This is a genomic window from Paenibacillus urinalis (assembly GCF_028747985.1).
In the GTDB taxonomy this organism is placed as follows: domain Bacteria; phylum Bacillota; class Bacilli; order Paenibacillales; family Paenibacillaceae; genus Paenibacillus; species Paenibacillus urinalis.
Map to the genome: position 1 here is coordinate 4,399,304 of NZ_CP118108.1, position 19,800 is coordinate 4,419,103.

General features: G+C 48.7%; 18 protein-coding genes. 3 read left to right on the top strand and 15 right to left on the bottom strand.

Features of this window, described 5'->3' with window-relative positions; translation table 11 throughout:
- Window positions 1–183: 183 nt before the first annotated feature.
- The 3 genes from PUW25_RS20310 to PUW25_RS20320 form a co-directional block, all read right to left on the bottom strand.
- On the bottom strand, window positions 184–318 hold the full coding sequence (locus tag PUW25_RS20310; protein ID WP_256209896.1) for a hypothetical protein: 135 nt from the start codon (window positions 316–318) through the stop codon (window positions 184–186).
- A gap of 122 nt (window positions 319–440) precedes the next feature.
- Window positions 441–791, bottom strand: coding sequence for a hypothetical protein (locus tag PUW25_RS20315; RefSeq protein ID WP_047914486.1), 351 nt, complete (start codon window positions 789–791; stop codon window positions 441–443).
- Between the two features lie 42 nt (window positions 792–833).
- The gene (locus tag PUW25_RS20320; RefSeq protein ID WP_047914487.1) at window positions 834–1,163 is read right to left on the bottom strand and encodes a hypothetical protein; all 330 of its coding nucleotides are present in this window, start codon (window positions 1,161–1,163) and stop codon (window positions 834–836) included.
- A 189-nt stretch (window positions 1,164–1,352) separates the two neighbouring features.
- Here PUW25_RS20320 and asnB point away from each other — a divergent pair, with 189 nt between their 5' ends.
- A complete protein-coding gene (asnB, locus tag PUW25_RS20325; RefSeq protein WP_047914488.1) occupies window positions 1,353–3,197 on the top strand; it encodes an asparagine synthase (glutamine-hydrolyzing) in 1,845 nt (614 codons plus the stop codon).
- 80 nt (window positions 3,198–3,277) lie between these two features.
- Here the strand turns inward: asnB and PUW25_RS20330 are convergent, their stop codons facing one another.
- The 3 genes from PUW25_RS20330 to PUW25_RS20340 all read right to left on the bottom strand — a co-directional run bounded on the left by PUW25_RS20330 (window position 3,278) and on the right by PUW25_RS20340 (window position 5,816).
- Entirely contained in the window at window positions 3,278–3,904 is a 627-nt protein-coding gene (locus tag PUW25_RS20330) for an XTP/dITP diphosphatase (RefSeq protein WP_047914489.1), read from the bottom strand.
- 8 nt (window positions 3,905–3,912) lie between these two features.
- Window positions 3,913–4,668 carry a ribonuclease PH gene (gene rph, locus PUW25_RS20335; protein ID WP_047914490.1) on the bottom strand — a complete coding sequence of 252 codons (756 nt, stop codon included), beginning with the start codon at window positions 4,666–4,668 and terminating at the stop codon, window positions 3,913–3,915.
- A 92-nt stretch (window positions 4,669–4,760) separates the two neighbouring features.
- Complete coding sequence (locus PUW25_RS20340) at window positions 4,761–5,816, bottom strand: GerMN domain-containing protein (protein WP_047914491.1); 1,056 nt, start codon at window positions 5,814–5,816, stop codon at window positions 4,761–4,763.
- Window positions 5,817–5,979: 163 nt separating this feature from the next.
- Between PUW25_RS20340 and PUW25_RS20345 the strand changes: the two genes are divergently transcribed.
- Window positions 5,980–6,540 carry a phosphatidylglycerophosphatase A family protein gene (locus tag PUW25_RS20345; RefSeq protein ID WP_047914492.1) on the top strand — a complete coding sequence of 187 codons (561 nt, stop codon included), beginning with the start codon at window positions 5,980–5,982 and terminating at the stop codon, window positions 6,538–6,540.
- Window positions 6,541–6,647: 107 nt separating this feature from the next.
- Here PUW25_RS20345 and PUW25_RS20350 read toward each other — a convergent pair whose 3' ends face one another.
- The gene (locus tag PUW25_RS20350; RefSeq protein WP_274338434.1) at window positions 6,648–7,640 is read right to left on the bottom strand and encodes an MBL fold metallo-hydrolase; all 993 of its coding nucleotides are present in this window, start codon (window positions 7,638–7,640) and stop codon (window positions 6,648–6,650) included.
- Window positions 7,641–7,777: 137 nt separating this feature from the next.
- Between PUW25_RS20350 and PUW25_RS20355 the strand changes: the two genes are divergently transcribed.
- Window positions 7,778–8,656, top strand: a complete 879-nt coding sequence (locus PUW25_RS20355; protein WP_205055161.1) for a DUF72 domain-containing protein — start codon at window positions 7,778–7,780, stop codon at window positions 8,654–8,656.
- Between the two features lie 80 nt (window positions 8,657–8,736).
- On the opposite strand, the gene PUW25_RS20360 is transcribed toward PUW25_RS20355, so the two are convergent.
- The 8 genes from PUW25_RS20360 to PUW25_RS20395 form a co-directional block, all read right to left on the bottom strand.
- Window positions 8,737–9,750 carry a FecCD family ABC transporter permease gene (locus PUW25_RS20360; RefSeq protein ID WP_047914480.1) on the bottom strand — a complete coding sequence of 338 codons (1,014 nt, stop codon included), beginning with the start codon at window positions 9,748–9,750 and terminating at the stop codon, window positions 8,737–8,739.
- Window positions 9,747–10,796 (bottom strand): FecCD family ABC transporter permease, encoded by a 1,050-nt coding sequence (locus PUW25_RS20365; protein WP_377783575.1) that lies wholly within the window; start codon window positions 10,794–10,796, stop codon window positions 9,747–9,749. Before PUW25_RS20365 ends, PUW25_RS20360 begins: the two co-directional genes overlap by 4 nt.
- Window positions 10,774–12,723, bottom strand: a complete 1,950-nt coding sequence (locus PUW25_RS20370) for an ABC transporter substrate-binding protein (protein WP_047914479.1) — start codon at window positions 12,721–12,723, stop codon at window positions 10,774–10,776. Before PUW25_RS20370 ends, PUW25_RS20365 begins: the two co-directional genes overlap by 23 nt.
- A 165-nt stretch (window positions 12,724–12,888) precedes the next feature.
- A complete protein-coding gene (locus PUW25_RS20375) occupies window positions 12,889–15,111 on the bottom strand; it encodes a glycoside hydrolase family 88/105 protein (protein ID WP_274337459.1) in 2,223 nt (740 codons plus the stop codon).
- A 54-nt stretch (window positions 15,112–15,165) separates the two neighbouring features.
- A complete protein-coding gene (locus PUW25_RS20380) occupies window positions 15,166–16,458 on the bottom strand; it encodes a Gfo/Idh/MocA family protein (protein WP_205055158.1) in 1,293 nt (430 codons plus the stop codon).
- 1 nt (window position 16,459) lies between these two features.
- Complete coding sequence (locus PUW25_RS20385) at window positions 16,460–17,353, bottom strand: hypothetical protein (RefSeq protein ID WP_274338435.1); 894 nt, start codon at window positions 17,351–17,353, stop codon at window positions 16,460–16,462.
- A 33-nt stretch (window positions 17,354–17,386) separates the two neighbouring features.
- The gene (locus PUW25_RS20390) at window positions 17,387–18,319 is read right to left on the bottom strand and encodes a hypothetical protein (protein ID WP_274338436.1); all 933 of its coding nucleotides are present in this window, start codon (window positions 18,317–18,319) and stop codon (window positions 17,387–17,389) included.
- Window positions 18,286–19,752, bottom strand: coding sequence for a glycosyl hydrolase (locus PUW25_RS20395; protein ID WP_274338437.1), 1,467 nt, complete (start codon window positions 19,750–19,752; stop codon window positions 18,286–18,288). The genes PUW25_RS20390 and PUW25_RS20395 overlap by 34 nt, the downstream gene beginning before the upstream one ends.
- Window positions 19,753–19,800 lie beyond the last annotated feature (48 nt).

Consider the following 19,800-nt stretch of genomic DNA (forward strand, 5'->3'; position numbering starts at 1 on the left):
TCCTGTATCCTTCCTTATGCGTTTACCCTGCTGTATAGGTATAAAATCATGTTCAAGCCTATTTCGTGATATGTATTCCTCTGCAATATCCCGTATTGAGCCTCAAGATGAGCACTTATTTTTATAATAGACAGCCTCCATCCTTTCATCACTGAAAGAATGGAGGCCTGTGTGCAGCCCGGATTAGTTGCTGCTTCCTAAACGTGCTCTGTTCAGTTGCCGCTGGTGATTTTTATTCTTCGCAAGTACTTCACTAGCAAATTCATTTGCCAAACCGTGACGGTATTTCTTCGTTACCTTGTACTTTGAAGCCATCATATTCACCTCCCCGGGATACATGAAGTATTATGTGTAATAAATGTACGGAGTATTTTCTAATCACAAAAAAAGACTGCAAAGAAATTGGTGTTAACCATCCCATTTGCAGCCTCGTGTAATGTTTATTTTTGCAATTTACTCAAAATATCCTGGTTTAACGTCCCGTAATTCAATAAGGACTGGAGGAACTGTCCCTTCTCCTGCTCGGCCGTTACAACCTGACTGTTCTCAAACGCAACTGCTGTCGCATCCTCAAACGCTGCATTTTGATTATCATTGTACCAATCCAGAGCCAAATCATGATGATTACGCACGACTCTGTGCAGATCAAGTCCTGCTCCATTCGCATTCTGAGCCACATATACAAGCAATGAAGGATCTCCCGCCTGTCCCGGCTCCACCGCTACTTCCACACAAGGCACCCCATTTAATTCCGTGGTATTCGTAATTTTGGCATTTTGAATCACATACATGAGCCCATCTCCTGTTCTTATGTTAGGTTAATCAAGTTACGTTCATTCATTCCCGTTAATACTGTGACGGACAACCCCATATTGCGCCAAGTGACTGCGAGTTTCGCGCGTACCCAGCTGATAAATCTCGTTATACACGTTCTGAAGTGCTTCCTCATATAACGAGTTGACGGAGGCCTCTTCGGTGTCCGGCCAAGGGAAGATATAACCCGGGAAGGCCTCTTCTTCTTTTTCCTGCATCAAGCTAAGGAGCCCTCTCAAATAATCTGCTTGCTCTGGCGTCGCCTCAATCACCCATTCGTAGGATGCTGCCTGCTGATCGTTCAGAACAGAACGTCCGCCAACAGAAACAAAATACAGGCTTCTTGTCAAAATTCATCGCTCCCAACCCTAATATGCTCGCCTCTTATAGTTTCGGATGTGGACAGACATTTTATGCCTAATTTCGGCATATATTTGCTAGTACTGCTCGTGTAGAAAAAAGGGGATGAGGCATGACCGCTCTCCACACGCTGTTATATGAGCCTCTGAGAAGTTACGTAAAAGAAAGGATGAACAGTCATGTGCGGTATAACAGGATTTATACAATGGAATCGTGATCTTACCCAAGAATCAGAACTGCTTGTCCGCATGACGGAAAGTATGTCAAATCGCGGACCCGATGCCGGCGGAACCTGGATCTCGAATCCTTGTGCCTTTGGCCATCGCAGACTGAGTGTTATGGACCCGGAGAATGGGGCCCAGCCGATGATCATGAATCATGGAGATACGCAATATACCGTTGTTTATAATGGAGAGCTGTACAATGCACCTGAGCTCAAAAAAGAGCTGGAGAACCGTGGACATCATTTCAAAACCAATTGTGACACCGAGGTGCTGCTTGCCAGCTATGCGGAATGGGGACCTGAATGTGTTGAACGATTTAATGGGATATTTGCCTTTGTCATTTGGGATAGCGGACGCGAGCATATATTCATGGCCAGAGACCGGCTTGGAGTAAAGCCTCTATTCTATAGTGATCAGGGAGATTTGCTCGTGTTCGGCTCGGAGCCCAAGGCACTGCTGCTGCATCCAGCGGTCGAAGCGGTCGTGGGACCTGAGGGCTTGGCTGAAGTATTCATCATTGGACCGGCAAGAACACCAGGTCATGGCGTATATTCCTCAATGAAGGAGCTTCGCGCCGGGCATGCAGCCACTTTTAACAGAAATGGATTCCGTTCTTACGCCTATTGGAAGCTCGTCAGCCAGCCTCATGAAGACGATGTGGATGCTACGGCGGCACAGGTTAGAAGTCTGCTCATTGACACCCTTGAACGACAGCTTGCTTCGGATGTACCGTTAGGCTCCTTACTATCCGGGGGATTGGATTCCAGCGCCTTGTCTGCCTTGGCCGTAGCGTACTACAAGAGAAACGGGCAAGGGAATATTGACACCTTCTCTGTCGATTATGTAGATAACGACAAGCATTTTAAAGCCCACTCCTTCCAGCCCAATTCAGATGCTCCTTATATCCAGCGAATGGTCGATGAGCTGAAGACGAATCATCATTTTATGGAGTTTGATACGGCGGAGGTTGTGGAAGCCTTGAACGCATCTACGCTCGCCCGAGATTTACCGGGGATGACGGATGTCGATTCGTCGCTTTATTTATTTTGCCGGGAAATCAAAAAGAAGGCGACCGTTGCCATATCGGGTGAAGCTGCTGACGAAGTATTCGGCGGATATCCATGGTTTCACCGCGACGAAATGCTGAACTCGGGTACATTCCCTTGGGCTGTCGCCCCGAAGATGAGAGCGAGTCTCCTGTCCCCGGATATCTCAGAATGGACGCGTCCGCTTGAATACTTGAATGACCGTTATTCAGATGCGGTGGCAGAGACTCCTCTTCTCGCTGGAGAGACCGGCAAAGCAGCACAGATGCGTGTCATGTCTTATCTTAATATCACTCGGTTCATGCCCACTCTGCTTGACCGCAAGGACCGGATGAGTATGGGGGTCGGGCTCGAAGTCCGAGTTCCTTATTGCGATCATAGGCTTGTGGAATATGTATTTAACATTCCTTGGGAGCTTAAGATTACAGGCAATCGGGAAAAAGGAATTCTGCGTAAGGCATTGGAAGGTATCCTGCCTGATGACGTGCTCTATCGCAAAAAAAGTCCTTATCCAAAGACGCATAATCCCGCTTATCTAGAGAGCGTTCGGCAGCAACTGCTGGATGTGCTGGATGATCCCTCATCTCCAGTGCTGCCCCTGCTGGATGTTAAGAAAATCAAGGAAATTGCAGCCTCCAAAGAGGCTTCTTCCAATAATCCTTGGTTTGGCCAGCTGATGTCCGGACCTCAGTTATTTGCTTACCTGACTCAGGTAAACAACTGGTTAAAGACTTATAAAGTGTCTATTCGGTAAGTGTAAGCACCCGGCAAGCACAAAGAGACCTGCTGTTAACAGCAGGTCTCTTTGAAGTATATGACGATCATAATCGGGTATTAACCGCCGAGCTTGGTCATTAAGTCCCGAAGCGCTGCTCCGCGATGGCTGATTGCTTGCTTCTGATCCATGCTGAGCTCCGCCATGGTCTTCTCATAGCTTGGAAGATAGAAGAGCGGATCATAACCGAAACCGCCGCATCCGGCGGTTTCGGAAGTGATGAAGCCCTCAACTGTACCATAGGATTCCAGCTTCTCTCCCGTTGCCGGATCATACAGCACGAGTGAACAGACAAACCGGGCAGGGCTAAGGAGCGGCTGCTCCGTATCCTCTCCCAGCTTGCGTGATTCAAGCTCGCTTAGCAGCTTCTCATTATTATCCGCGTCGGCAGCGCCTTCGCCGGCATACCGTGCCGAGTATACGCCTGGGGCGCCATCCAGAAGATCCACGCATAATCCGGAATCATCGGCGAGAACAGGCAGGCCAAGGGTATCGCCTACGGTTTTCGCCTTTTTCCATGCATTCTCGGCAAATGTCGTGCCATCCTCCACCACATCAGGAACATCCGGGTAATCGTACATGCTCTTGACCTCTTTGCCAATCCGGGCAAAAGCGTGGGCAAACTCACGAACTTTTCCTTTGTTTTTGGTAGCGACGATAATGACTGGGCTGTCCAAATTGTTCATGCTGTCGATTAAGCCTCCCCAATCTTACGGGAACCGATCTTAAGCGCAATGGGTCCCAGCACTTCCTTCTGCTTCTCGATCATCTGAAGAATACCGTGCTCGCCAAGGCTGAGCAGTTCATCCAGCTCTTTGCGGCTGAAGGGTCTGTCTTCCCCGGTCCCTTGCAGCTCTACGAATTCTCCGCTTCCGGTCATCACGATATTCATATCCACTTTGGCTTTGGAGTCTTCCTCATAGTTAAGGTCAAGCAGTGCCTTGTCCTGAACAACACCGACACTGACAGAAGCCAGAAAATCTGTAATAGGAAACACCGGCAGCCGGTGCTGCTGTGCTAATTTGTCCATCGCAATCGCCATGGCGACAAATGAACCGGTAATCGAGGTTGTACGGGTTCCTCCATCTGCCTGAATGACATCACAGTCTAAAGTAATCGTACGCTCTCCAAGCGCATGCAGGTCAACGACGGATCTTAATGCGCGTCCAATCAGGCGCTGAATTTCCATCGTACGTCCACTTAGCTTGCCGCGAGCTGCCTCGCGTTGATTCCGAGTCTGTGTTGCTCTAGGAAGCATGGAGTACTCGGCTGTCACCCAGCCCTTGCCTTGTCCTTTCATGAAATGGGGCACCTTCTCGTCTACTGTAGCTGTACATATGACTTTGGTATCTCCTACTTCTATGAATACGGAGCCTTCCGCAAATTTGTTGGTACCCACTGTCATTGTGATCGGTCGCAGCTGTTCGCTGGTACGTCCGTTAGATCTCATGATATTGCCTCCTACGTCTTAAGCGTCCTGTATTAGTCCTTATCATTCTACCAAAATGCTTTTGTAAAAGCACCCTTTACAAATGCGATTCCTTAGATACCGATCTCATTAATATATTCCGGTTTCGTCACAGGCTCGCCATAGTTCTGTTCATCTGTACCTATCACCGTTTGCTGATCATTAAACGTAATTTGCACCTTCGTATCAGCATTGCCTGAATTATCCGCCACCGTTAAGACAACCGATTGAAGCAGCTCTGTCGGGATCGGGTCGCCTTCTGTAAACATCTCGTCTTTCAGCGCTACCGAGACTGTTCCATCCTCGCCAGTGACAACCGACTCCAGCAATGTTGCCGTGGTCAGCACCATCTCGAGCCCTTCACTTTCAGGACCTTTAATCAGCTCAGATAATGCGGACTCCACACGATTCGTGCTCGGCTCAACCAGTCTTGTTACCGGTACATAATACTGTTCCCCTGCAGGCGATTCATCAGAGAAATACACGGTGACCGGACTCGAATTCGTGCTCAAATGATTACCCAGATCCAAATTGATGCCTATTCCACGTGTGAGCGATTGAGCCATCGGCGTTCCATTCACGGGCATCTCATTCAGTTTTTTGCCATCTACCCAGAGCTGTACGTTCTGAATATCCGGATTTCCGGTAAGGGTCCAGGTCACCGCCTCCATAATTTGACGCTCTTCCTCTGGCATGTATTCCGTGAATTTGGAGTTGAATTCAACAACGGCCAGCTTCTCCTCCGGTGTAACCGTCACATCCATCACTTCGGTTCCTTGAGGAAGCACGCCCGTAAAGCCATCAGGCATGTATCCCGAGTAAGCACCGCCCGAGACAAGTGCTGCAAGTGAGGATTCCACAAAAGTAAGATCTGGGAGAGCCGGAAGTGACATTGAAACCGGAGCAAGCAGTCCATTCTGATCTTTCAGATATACCGTCATCTGCTCCGTCTGAACCATCTCTCCGTTGCCTTCTGCAGCCTGAATCATGGCAGACTCAAGGATCGGCGGGGGGGCATCAACACTTTCGGATGTTTGAGAAGAGAGGATACTGCATCCGGTGAGCAGCACAGGAACGGTAAGCAGCCCTGCTGCAGATATCATTTTAACCTTGCGATGGAAACGGCTCATGTGAAAAGTCCTCCTAACAATTTTGTACAGTTTGTACTACTATGTATACGAGCTCTAATAGAAAAAATGCCTTAACATGATCTACTGAAATCAAAAAGTCCAAAATCGGTTATGTTAATTTAGAACTTACTAAATTGACATGAAGAGGAGCGGTTAGATACCAATGGAGAAAATCCCTTACAGTCTGAACAGCAGAAAAGTAGCGGAGGCCACCTGGGAGTGGCTCGAAAAAAGAGGCGTTAAAATTCCTGAGATCGCAGAGCTGGTCATGCTGCTGCAGAAGGACTATTATCCTGATCTAACAATGGAAGAATGCATACATAACGTGGAGCAGGTGCTCAGTAAACGCGAGGTACAGAATGCGGTTCTAACCGGTATACAGCTGGACCTGCTCGCCGAAGAGGGCAAGCTGATTCAGCCTTTGCAGGATATGATACGATACGATGAAGGCCTGTACGGGGTCGATGAGATCCTGGCGTTCTCTATCGTGAACGTGTACGGAAGCATTGGATTTACGAACTATGGATATGTAGATAAATTGAAGCCTGGAGTGCTCGTGCGGCTGAATGATAAATCAGATCAGCATATCCACACCTTTCTGGATGACATTGTCGGTGCAGTTGCCGCATCCGCCAGCAGCCGGATTGCCCATCGGAAACAGGCTGAACGCGAAGCTGAACTTGGAGATGAGCCTGTTAAAGATGATGCCGAAGAGGAATTATAAGATTAGCAGGCGGAGAATATGTATGAAACAAAAAAGGTACCGTTCACCCGTGATCGGTACCTTTTTTGACGTGTATGCTAGCAAATTACCATCCGAATGATTCGAAGTCATCTTCGTGTAAACTTCACTATTCGCTCTCTCGACTCTGGCAGTTTCATGACAGCCCTGCCCTGCCGTACCAATTCATCCAAATGCGCCAATGTCTCTGCCATAGCAAACCGCATTTGATGAATACCAAACTTCGTCCCGAACAGCTTCACACAGACCTCAAAAGCCGTCTTCTCCCCCTCCTGCAGCATCCCTTCCATCTCATCCAGACGTTCCTCATGATGCTTCAGCAGTCCTTGAATACGACTCTCAAAGCCAGTGAAAGGATGGCGATGTCCCGCAAAGGCTCTGCTCACCTTCAGTCCCGACAACTCATGCAGTCCCTCAATAAAATGGCGCAACGGCTGTTCATCACTTCCGGGCAGCAGGCTAACATTCGGTGAGATTTGGGGAAGAACGGCATCTCCACAGAGGATGATTCCCGTGCTTTCTTCATAAAAAGACAGATGACCCGGTGCATGTCCACCTGTTTCGATCACTGAGAACTGCCTTCCCGCCATCCTAAATTGTTGATCTTCTATATAACTAACCATTGGCGCAGGCAGTACCTCGCTGTCAAAGCTCTCTAGATGGGGTCTTAGCTGCTGTGCCCATTCCTCTGTCATGCCGTGTGTTCTGAAAAAATCGGGCAGCTGATCGTTGATATCTGCAGCTTCTCCCCACATATACTGGGCTTCTGTATGCGCCCTCTTCGACATCCACACGCTTGCTCCACTCTGCTCCTGCATCCAGCCTGAAAGACCATAGTGATCGGGATGATGATGCGTCAGCACAATGTGCTTAATATCGTGCTTCGGATGAATGGCAAGCTCGGACCAGACCTTGTCCCACTCTGCCTCTGTTACAGGGGAGCGCGGCCCTGGATCAACAATCGTAACTCCGTCATCTCCTCGAAGTATGTAGCTGTTCACCCATCTAAGCGGGAATGACATCGTGATCTTGACCTGGATAATTCCTTCTTGTTCGTGATGTGTCCATTCCGGCAGTTTCATGAATGGCCTCCTTCCTATGACGTCATTCTAAAGGATACTCCATAATCGACCGGTTTGAACATGGTAGAAATCATGATTTATAATGACCCAATACAGCTTAATAATAAGTACTACCCTTAATGAAGGAGGGATGTCCGATGATTAACATCGGTCTGACCGGCTGGGGAGACCATGACGACTTATATTTGCCCGGTACGAAGCCGAAGGACAAGCTGATCGAATATAGTGCCCATTTTCCGGTGGTAGAAGTCGACAGCTCCTTCTATGCAGTGCAGCCGGCGGAGAGAATGGCAAGATGGACGGAGGAAACGCCTGATCAATTCTCCTTCATTGTCAAGGCCTATCAAGGCATGACCGGTCACCTGCGCGGTAAGCCCTATTTCCCGGATACAGACACCATGTATGCCGCTTTTATGGAGTCGCTTGCCCCCATGGTCGAGAAAGGTAAAATGAAAGCCGTATTGTTCCAGTTTCCGCCTTGGTTTGATTGTAATCGAGAGAACGTAGGTACACTTCGCAGTATCAAGGAGCGCATGCAGCATATTCCTTGTGCACTAGAATTCAGACACCGCAGCTGGTTTGAAGGTGAGATGATGCATAGAACACTCGCTTTTATGAAAAAAGAAGGCTGGATCCACAGCATCTGCGACGAACCGAACGCAGGGCAAGGCTCCATCCCGACCGTACTGAGCGCGACAGATGCAGATCTCAGCATCGTGCGATTCCATGGGCGGAACGCATCCGGCTGGCATCAGAGCGGAGCTCCAAATTGGCGGGAGGTAAGATATCTCTATCGATACAATGAGGAGGAGCTCTCTGAATGGAAGGAACGACTGGATCAACTAGAGAAGCAAAGTCAGGAGATTTGCGTCGTGTTCAATAACAACTCCGGCGGAGATGCCGCAGCAAACGCTAAGCAGCTCATGACCATGCTCGGCATGACACCGCAGCCGCTGGCATCTGAAGTGATCCGGAAGAAGCAGGAGGAAGAACCGGAGCAGCTGGAGTTATTTTAAATAATCGCGGCTCATTTATTTATCAAAATCAATAAAGCCTTTCTTCTGTTACGAACAGAAGAAAGGCTTTATTGTCAATACTATACCTGAGCCTGCTTCCGGGATTCCCGCCACAATAAGAATACAAAAAAAGGGGCCCCAATTATAGATGTTACAAGACCCGCAGGAAATTCAATGGGCGGCAGCAGCACTCTGCCCATCGTATCTGAGAGCAGGAGCATGACTGAGCCCGTCAAAGCTGCCGCAGGAACATATGCCCTATGTCCACCAGAAACAAGTTTACGCGCAATATGGGGGCTCACCAATCCTACAAAACCAATCATCCCAACAGTAGCAACCGATCCGCTAGCAAGCAGTACCGTCAACAGCAATAGAATCAGTCTCATCTTTTCTAGGCTCACACCAAGTCCCTTGGACATAGACTCTCCGAGGGCAAGAATATCCATAGCTCTGCTGAACAGCCAGACCATGGGAATAAAAATAACGATAAGCGGAGCAAGCTGCAGTACCTGATCCCAGGTTCTACCCCATAGCGAACCGTTCAGCCACAGCAATACCGTACTGGTACCCGCCGAAGTCTTCGTTATCAGCAACTGAATCCAGGTACTTCCGCAGGCACTGACTGCCACACCTATAAGAGCAAGCCGCACAGGGTTTAGGCCCTTCTGATATGCAAGTACATAAACAAGCAGTGCGCCTGCTGCGCCCCCAGCAAATGCAGCAAGTGCAGTAAGAGCTTGGCTGTGCATATTGGGAGTTAGAAGCAAAACGGTTGCAACAGCACCCAAGGCCGATCCTGCTGAGATCCCCAGCGTATCCGGTGCTGCCATCGGATTCATCAAAATAGCCTGCGATATTAGTCCGGAAACAGCAAGGCCTGCTCCCACCATAATCGCAAGAATTATACGCGGCAGTCTGTAATGGATGATAATGTGGGATACATCGGGGTCACCCTTGCCTGTAAAAGCATGCAAGATATCCATGAATGTAACAGATACCGCACCCACGGCAATATTGATGAGAGCCAGGAGGATGACGAGAATGAATAGAAACCCAAAGGTAAGTTTATTTCTCGATCTTATAGATCCATTCATGAAGTACTCCTTGCTTGGCGTCTTGCTAAATACACAAAATAAGGTGCGCCTATCAAAGCTGTGATAATTCCTACCGGTGTCTCTGCCGGGAAGCTGACAAGCCTCGCGACCATATCCGCAAGGAGCAGCAAACAAGCGCCCATTAGGGCAGAGAACGGCAGCACAATTTGATAATTATTACCCAGCATGTATCTGGAAATGTGCGGAACGATCAATCCAACAAAACCTATCGGACCGCATACTGCTACTGAAATACCTGCCAGCATGATAACAACAGCACTTCCCGTTATGCGCAGCAGCCATATTCGCTGACCTAACCCTTGCGCAACCTCTTCTCCTAAACTAAGCAGAGAAAGAGCTCGGCTCAGAGCAAAGGCAATGAGAAGGCAAATCAGACTGACAGGCAACAGTATTCTAAGTTCCTCCCACTCAACTCCTGCCACCGATCCTGCAAGCCAAAAGATCATTTTACCAGCAGATTCCTCATTAAATATAAGTAAGCCCTGGGTTAAAGAGGACAAGACAGCTTGTATCATCATACCGATCAATGCCATTCTTACAGTCGCACTTCCACCTTTGATGAGCGCGCTCATCAACAGAACGAGAAGCACAGCTAAAAGCCCACCGGCAAAGCCGAATCCAGCCATCGCTAATCCGCCGAAGCTTGGAAACAGCACCATGCATAGAACAACCATGAATGATGCTCCAGTATTCACCCCAAATACGCCCGGAGAAGCAAGCGGGTTCCTTGTTATTGCCTGCATGATGCAACCAGAGACAGCGAGGCTGGCACCTATAGCCAGCGACGCGAGCGCTCTCGGCATACGGAGCAAATGGAGAATCAGGTGATTTTTATCCCATTCTGAATATTGAAACAAATAGCTCCCCACCACTTCAGCCGAGAAAAAAGCAGGGCCAATCATTAAAGAGCCTATGAACAATATACCGAGTAAGACCACAATAAGCACAAAGTATAAAGGAATACACCAAGATCTTCTGGTAGAAAAATGATGTACCATCACGTCAGAAGATATCCGCTGCTTCATCCATAATTTGATTCAGCGACACAATACTGCGCTGTCTGGACCAAGTTGCCAGCTCCACCTCGTGAACGTTATTGTTCTGAACCGCTGCCAGGCTGTTCCATAATGGATTATCCGCCTGTGCTTCAATAACCGACGTAGCATCTTCATTAAGAAGGATCAACATGACATCCGGGTCAATTGCAAGCAATTGTTCCGTCGTCATCAGCTGATTCGTTTCGTCCTCATCCATAAGAGCATACTGTAGCCCAGCCTCTATTAAGAACGAAGGATGGAAGGAAGTGCTCGTCCGAACTTGAAAAGACTGACCATCCTCTTCATCGGGTGTAATCATTAGCACGGTCTTATTCCTATCGATTTGTGTTCTCAGCTCTTCAATTCCATCCTGATGCTCCTGAATCAGGACTTGTGTTTCGCTTCCCTTGCCAAGTGCTTCACCAATTGCCTCAGTGGCAGCCAAAGATTGCGCGTAGTCCGCCGTATCATTCTTAAACACAATTGTAGGTGCAATCTCGGAGAGCTGTTCATAGATGGCAGAATGCCGGCTTGTGTCTGCAATGATCAGATCCGGCTCAAGTGTGCGGATCACTTCCAAATTGGGCTCAGAACGTGTACCTACTGAGGTATAACCTTGAATGTATTCAAGTGTATCCTTAGGAAAACGCTCCGGCTTGTTATCATCTGCAACCCCAATCGGCTTAACCTCAAGAGCAGCAACAATTTGGGCAAAGCCCTGTTCAAGAACAACGATCCGCTCCGGAGACTCAGGTACATTTGTTTCCCCAAGGTCATGCTGTATGATTCGAGCTGTTCCTTCCGATGCTAATGCCTCTGTCCCATTCGCAGCAGTATGAGAAGAATTATGGATTACTGTAGTTCCTGATGCACCTCCGCATGCGGCAAGAAAAATGCTGAGACTGATAAACAGCATAATTGCTGTTGATTTTTTAACATTGCTTTTATTCATGGTGTAACCCCCGTCTTGATAATAATGATTATTATTATCAATATAGCGACGCAGCTTGTTAGCGGCAATGGAATATTCGGACCTGCCAAATGACATTTTAGGACCCTTCTCCTTCATCTGGATCATCTGGAATGGCTCTTTACGGTATTCCATCGGAGAAACGCCAGTATACTTTTTAAACATCCGGCTAAAATAGTACCCATCCTGATAACCTACATTTACTGCAATCTCCTGTAAGGTCAGACTCGTATCCCTTAACAATTCCCCTGACTTCTCCAGCCTAAGTCGAGCCAAATAATCAGAAGGCGTCTCTCCAAGACCGCTTTTCTGAAACAGTCTGGATAAATGCCTTGGCGAGCAGTCTAGCGCATCAGCAACAGAAGATACACTGATCGGACGCATGTAATGATTGTCCATATACCCTATCGCCTGCGATGTAAGATCCGGGACCGTTACAGCCGTTCCTTCCTGCTCAAGCTGCTTAAGCAGTTCATAAACCAGCCCTAGAAACAAGGACTGTACAATTACACCCTTTAATCGGTCATCACTGATCCAGCTTCTGTGCATATCTGTAAATAATTCCTTGATAAACACGGGTCTGGCAGGTTGAAGTACATAATGAATGTCATATGAATTTCGCTTCTCCAACAGACCAAGACGCTCTCTGGATCGGGACAACATATCAAAAGGCTTATAGAATACAATTTGATATTCAAATGGTTCAGACAGCCTGGGAATATTTAAGATCATTCCTTTGAAACTATGTATGATGTAAAACGGAACAGCCGCATGCTCCTGTCCATCCAGCTTCAATTGTGCGTTTCCACGAATGACATATATAAAACATTTTGCTGGCATGCTGTACGCTGACAACGATTCTCCAGCCTCCATAACGATGTGACGCACATCGAGAACACGGACAGAGGCCTTCCCCCATAAGTGGATATATTCACTCATGTTCATTCGATCACCTCCATGTCGTGAACATACATATCTATTTTTTAAAACTCAAATCTAATTCTAATGATAACCGTTCTCATTTACAATGTTTTCACAGAAAAAAAGAGCCGGACATGCGTTCAGCATCTCCAGCCCTTGATTATACCCTTTAGCAATATCCAAAATAAATTAATGCTGTGCTGACACTGCAAAAGCATCTGTATCTGCACTCTCTCGGAGGGCCACCTGCATTCTCAGAGCTTCTACCCCTGCAAGCAGTACAATGCCGATTCCGTGGGTATCATTCAGGTTCCAACCGAGATCATCCTTGTAGTAAGAAGCCGTGAAGGAATATCCTGAACCTCTGCAGACCCCATAAATGTTGCCTTTGTAGTCGATAGCGATCCGGGTGAGACCCTCCCAGCCCCTTAACACGGAATCCACATACTTGCCTGTATCCTCCAGCCAGCCAGAACGAATGCCCTTGGCGTAAGCGTATATAAACATTGAAGTACAGGAGCTCTCCTCATAGCTGTCTGGGCGGTTCAGTACCTGATGCCATAGACCGTTTTCTCCCTGCAGCGCAACATATCCTTCACATAAGTCACGGTAGAAGCCAAGCAGCTCAGGCCGCTTCTCGTGTGTATCAGGCAGCATCGTCAGCAGCTCTGTCAGTGAAAACAGCACCCAGCCATTGCCTCTTCCCCATGGGATACCTGTAGCACTGCCTCTGACAAAGTCATAAACATGTGACATGATCTTCAGTTCTGGAATATAGAGATATTGCTTGAACAACAGAAACTGCTGAACGGCATCCTCAAGATAGGTGCTGTCACCAGTCAGCTTGGCGTACCGCGTCAGAAACGGAGTGCTCATGTATAGATCATCACACCACATCGTCTCCTGTCTCATCTCTGCAGCTCCTCTTCTTCGGAAAAAAGCTCCGTCCGGCAGACGCTCCTGATCTTCTCTCATGTACTTGGCAATCCGATCCGCCGTGTCCCTGCCGCCCGGAATAGAAGCCTGCTCCATGGCAAACAGCATCGTTGCTCCAAAGGATCCGCAGTCATCAAGACTATCTATAGCGGACAGCTGATTATTAATTCCTGCTGCACCATAAGTCGCTCTGTCCCATAATCCATACTTATCAAATGACGTGCTGAGCGAAATATGCTCTACCGCATAACGGACATACGCTTCCTCGCCGAGCTCCAGCCCGGTCTGCATCAATCCAAGCAGCGTCACACCCAGTGGATAGTTCCATTTCCCATAATGCGTGCTCTCTAGATAAGGCCGAATGACCGTATTCGGAAAATCGAGCCGGTAGTATACACCTCTAGAATCGTCACCATGGATTCGGTTCACTTCTTGAACGGTGCTCAGCTGCGGCTCATTTGAAGGATCAAAAGGCCCTAAATACAGCCATGAATCCTGGCTGCCTGCCACCGAATAAGGTGAATGCCAGCTTACTCCGCTGTTACGTCCGAAGTCCTTGAGCTCAAATCCCCACCTTGCAGCCGCGTCCTCTGTGTTGGTCCCTTTGGCGATGAGCTGATGCGCTCCGAATATCCGCGGAAGCTTCAGGTCGATCTCACCGGAAGCACTTGAAGCATAGACTTCTTCGTCGTCGACATATAGCGATAGCGCTCCATCATGACGTCCCTTAATCCGCACCGGCTTGCCCTCGGGCTGCTTGACGTGGAAGGTGCTCCATGCATAAGCCGTCTGCAATGGCTCCAGCCCATAAATTCTGCCGAATACCCCCTGATCCAGCTCCTCCCTGGTCCAGCTGTGGCGAGGATACCAGATAAGATCTGTGTCCTTCTCCTTCATTCCAAGTCTAGGCAGCTTCTGCTCCGGATTGGTAAAAAACTCCGAGTACATCCATCCCTCCTGATCGTTTCGATCAGCGCTCGGATTGATGAAGTGCAGTGGGAAATTTTTAAAAGAGCCTGTACCAAACACACCCCCAAAGCCGACATCGGTCTTCACGAACTGAAGCACAATATCATTCCAGCCATACTGAACGGGAACAGCAAGCGGCCAGCGTCTGTCGGGAAACAGCTCCTGATGAAGATCTGATTTGAAGAACAGTTCCCCATTCACGTATATGGTTACCGGGCTATAGCAGCTCAGGCTCATATTCAGCTTGGTTTCATTCAGATTCGGACTCCACAGCTTCCCCCAGATAAAGGCATAGCTTCCTGACGGTGCATCCGGCAGACGATCATTCAGATTCATCTCATATCTATAGTCAGGCAGTCGGTTAAAGCCTGCTTCATTATATGCCCTGAACAAGAAGGACTGCTTCGGATTATCACCGATATAACGCTGCGCAATGGTGGACAATACATCCTCTATCGCATCGTGGTTGCGACTTGCAATGGACTCATTTTCGTGAAAATAACGCATCTTATCCGCTCCTTTATACCGATATAGATTAGCTGCACGAGTTGATCACAGGGATCAGTTATAGAACTTAACGAGATCTTTGATCTGAACAGGCAGCCCTGTGCGTATCGCTCTATTCGCCGCAATACCTGTCAGAATGGACCTTGCCCCGTCTACGTGATTGGCTGCACGATGAAACGGATCCTCCACTGGCTCTCCGAACAGATCGTTAAGCAGCACCGGGTCACCACCGCCATGGCCTCCTTCGCCTTCCTCTACCTCGACACGATAAGGGGCATCAAACATGGGATACACGGTAATGTTATGTCCCTGAAGGGCACCTTCTATGGCTCTGTCACCACCGGCATTCACATAGGACTGCTCAACGATGTTCATCTCGATCCGGCCTTTGCTGCCATTAAAGGCAATTCGGTATCCTTCCCACGGCATGTAAGCATTTAAGGAATACGTCAGCACAGCACGGTTCTTGTATTTAACGAGAACGCCCATCGTGTCTTCTATACTGATTCCGTCTCCGAACACATTCTGATCACGCTGATAGCCGTCCTCGTGCTCAGCATCGAAATACATGGCCTTCAGTCCCTCGCTTTGATCCAGGTGCAGCGCAAACGGGTCCTCCTTGGCTTTCGCATGCCCCGTCGCTCTTGGATAGTCATGACGCTCACCGCGTCTCTCGGCATTTTCCTTGCCATAGAAGAGCAGATCCCCAAAGGCAAATACAGTCTCTGGCTGCGAGCCAATCCAGAAATTGACGAGGTCAAAGTGGTGTGTTGATTTATGTACCAGCAGACCTCCGCTGTTTCGCTTATCCCGGTGCCATCTGCGGAAATAGTCGGCCCCATGCTGAGTGTTCAGCAGCCATTCAAAATGTACAGAATGCACATCTCCGATCGTACCGTTCATAATAAGCTCACGAGCTTTGGTATGATGAGGAGCATAGCGGTAGTTGAAGGTCACTCTCACGTTTCGTCCGGTCTTCTCCACCGCATCGAGTATCTCCTGGCACTTCTCTTCGTCAACCGTCATCGGCTTCTCTGTAATGACGTCGCAGCCAAGCTCCATGGCTCGAATGATATAACGATGATGTGTCCGGTCAATACTCGTGACGATGACATAGTCCGGCTTGTGCGCCTCAATCATTTCGTCAAACTGATGATCCTTGTAGGTAGGAACCTCGTGATATCCGCACTGCTCGGTTAATATTTGATTCGCGTAATTCATCCGTGTCTGATTCGTATCGCAAAATGCCAGCAGCTCCGACTGCTCCCGAAAATCTTTGGCCAGTGCCGTATAGAAAAATCCAGCTCTTCCGCCCGTACCGACAAGTACATACGTTTTTTTGCTCATATCAAATTCTCTCCTTAGACAGCGATTTTGGCTTGCGATAACGTTCCTTCACGTTTCTGAGCGCATGCTCTTTCTGATCAAAATAAGCTCCTTCAAGCAGTCCGATCAGCGTTCCCGTCACACTCACTTCGATCTCATTCTCCCCATCCTTCAGAATGGAGGTGCTTCCGGTCCACTGATACGGCGACCATGCTCTTACACCGAGTGAATGGCCATTTACACGGAGCTCGACCACATCCTGAATCCGGAAATCGTCGAAGGTAAGCTCGAATTTATCCGTGTTCTGAATGACTGGAGCTGAGTACATAAAGGTACGGCGATAACGCATGGTGCCCGCATAATGCGGATACCCCTCTACAGGCTCCGGCTGGAGAATGGCGGTCTGGTCTGGTATATCCTGAAGCAAAAGCTGTTCACCCACGTAATAAACACCAAAGCTGCCCGAGAGCATCAAAGGATCCAGAAGCCCGTCGTGGTCATTCTCGATCCGAACCTCAACCACAATCTTATTGACGCCTTCATAGAGATAAGCCCCGATGCTCGCAGCGATATTATTGTGATCGGTAATATTGACGGACCTAAACTCGTCCCCTGTAAGCCGTCTTCCATTTACATCAAGAGTGTACTCACCCGAAATGGCATGTCGATCGAAAAAGAGCAGCGCCTGTCTCAGCTTCGTACGGCAATCAAATTCAGTAACATATCGAGCGTACAAAGGATAGGCCAGCTGAGCCTTTTTCGGTGTCCCGAATACTTGTTCAAACCTGATAGGCAGCCCTTCGCTGCCCCATTCAGCAACCTGGTCAATGAAGGGTTTGGCCGTAACTTGGGCGCCACGGAGATGTACCTTGCCATCCGCATCCATGACAGTCAAAGAGAATTCGCCAAGTCTCAATTTATTCTCCTCAGCAGCCTTCAGCTCCCAGGCTCAAGATAAAGGAATCAACACTTCCTGACAGCATCGACTCGATTCCTTCACGGCTTTCACTGTCTGAGTAGAAATTGCCTCTGGCTTAGGACTCCGTTCGATCAGATAAGCTTGTGCTTCGTAAGGAGCCAGCTCGATCGATCGTTCATACCCGGTCACATTGCCTGTTTCCGAATAGAGCGGGGTAAGTATAGCTGGTGCAGCGTCATCTCCCGTCTCCAGCGTTATTTGCTTCATCCTAATGTAGAGCTGATCTTGTGCGTCATCTGCGGCATCGCCTCTGTCCACTCTCGCCTTAAATTCCTCCGCATCTATCCGCAGGTTTGCTCTGATTAGCTCTCCTTCCTGATTCGTTACAAACAGAAGCGCCTGATCATCAGATATCCACCGAATCTGCTGAAGTACTGCTAACGGGTCCTCCTTCATTTCTAAAGTGACGAATTCGGGGGCCCACTCATCAAGCAGCGGCAGCACATCTCTGGTAAAAGCCTTCTCCAAGCCCTCATCGGTACGGATAAATCGGGCATTCTCCGCATCCAGGAGTACTTCAATCTGTTCCTTCCCAGGACTTGCAGCCTGAATCATTTCATTCGGAAGTCTGCCGATGGAGATCACTTTGCCGCCAGCCTGGACGTAAGAGCATAGCTTCTGCCATGGTTCTGCCTCCAGATTGTTGAGCGGCGGTAATATCAGCACATCGTATCGGGCTTCGCCAATCCGAATCTTACCATCATCCACGGTGCTGCTTGCTAACAGCTCCGGGTCAAGATGATCATAATCCCGGCGATGCTTAAGCAGAAGTGTGGTCAAAGTAAGCCAGTCGTGCTTAAGCTGTTCGAGCTCCTCCATCTCCTCCTCGTCGACTCCTGCATAGCTGAATCCATGCAGCGGATTCCCCATCAAGGTCCAGAAAGAGGTTGTCGGATCCAGCACCGCGATTCGAATATCTGCATGTCCCTTGACATCAGGTAGCTGATTCGACCCACATAATCGCCGAGCTCACGGAAATAAGGCCAATACGGGTTCTGCACGAACTGCGATGGGGGAGCATCATGCTTCGCAAGACCGCCAATGGTATAGAAAAAGGCATGAAAATTATAAAAATTCGTACCCAGTGCCGCCATTCGGTCGATCATCCACTTGGCATCCTGCAATGTCATCGACCAGCCTACACTGTGGAAGCATTCAATCATATTTCGTTTTCTCCCCAGCTGTCTTGCTAGAGAGCTGACCATCTTCGGATTATCCCGCATCTTGAGTCCATATCGGTCAAGGATATAGGACAGCGATCTTCCAATCTTCTCGTGCGCCGAATCTCCACCGGGAAGATGACTGTACAGCTGTGTCGTCATTCGGACGGAGGGAACCTCTGCCGCATACTGTATTCCCGTCCGCTCACAGAAATCATGGGCCTGCTTGTGCACCGATTGTCTCAGCAGCAGATGAACCGATTGAAAGTAATCGTAGCGGATTCGAGCAGCATCTCTTGCATCTCTGCATATCAGTGCAGGCAAGTGCTCCAACAGATCATACCCGTTCTGCGACTTGAAAAAAGCAGGCAGCTGCGATGACCACGGTATGCGGCCCAGCGGCGCAATTTCATCCGTGAATATCCCTTTGATGACACCCCCAAACTCTTCACCCAATTCTGCCTCATACCGTTCATGTGTCAGCTCAATGAATCGTTTCATCGCCTTTTCATTCATGGGATCTACAAAATTGCCGTAATATTTAAAATCCGTCATTTCCTTCTCCATGAAGATGATCAATTCCCAATCTCCTGCGGGAGGATCCCATTCGAGCTGAAATGCCGTTTCATAGGTGAAAAACCGTTTACGATTATAGGAGGTAAGGCCCGTCTCCTGGTAGACCTGCTCCAGCTGAACGTTCCCGATGGATTTGCGAAGATCAATCGTTTCTTCCCATACACGTCTGCCACACTCATCCAGGCGAATGGCCTTCGCATACAAGATTACCGCCCATGGCAGAGTCCAGGACACTGTTTCCCCACTGGAGACCTGTCTCGTGTAATGCTCCAGCGTACGCTGCTTCGCCTCCGGCATTTCGAGAGTGACCTCTCCTCCTGCCATTCCGCTTGGGTAAGGATACTCGTCGTACAGCCACACATGGAGTCCGTATTTCTTCGCCTCACTCAATGCACACCTCACCTTGTCAAACCAAGCCTGTGACAGATAAGGAATGGTCAGCCCCTGTCTTGCACAGATAAAAAAACCGCCAACACCTTGCTTCGCCATTTCGGCAATCTGGAATGCAATCTGCTCGTCATCCATCTCCCCATTCCAGAACCAAAAGGGCTGTACTCTGAATTCGTTACCCGGATTCTGGAACGTCTGTGACACCAACATAAAGCCACCTCCTCAGTAAGGAATTATTTCCCTTCGAATTGTTCATCA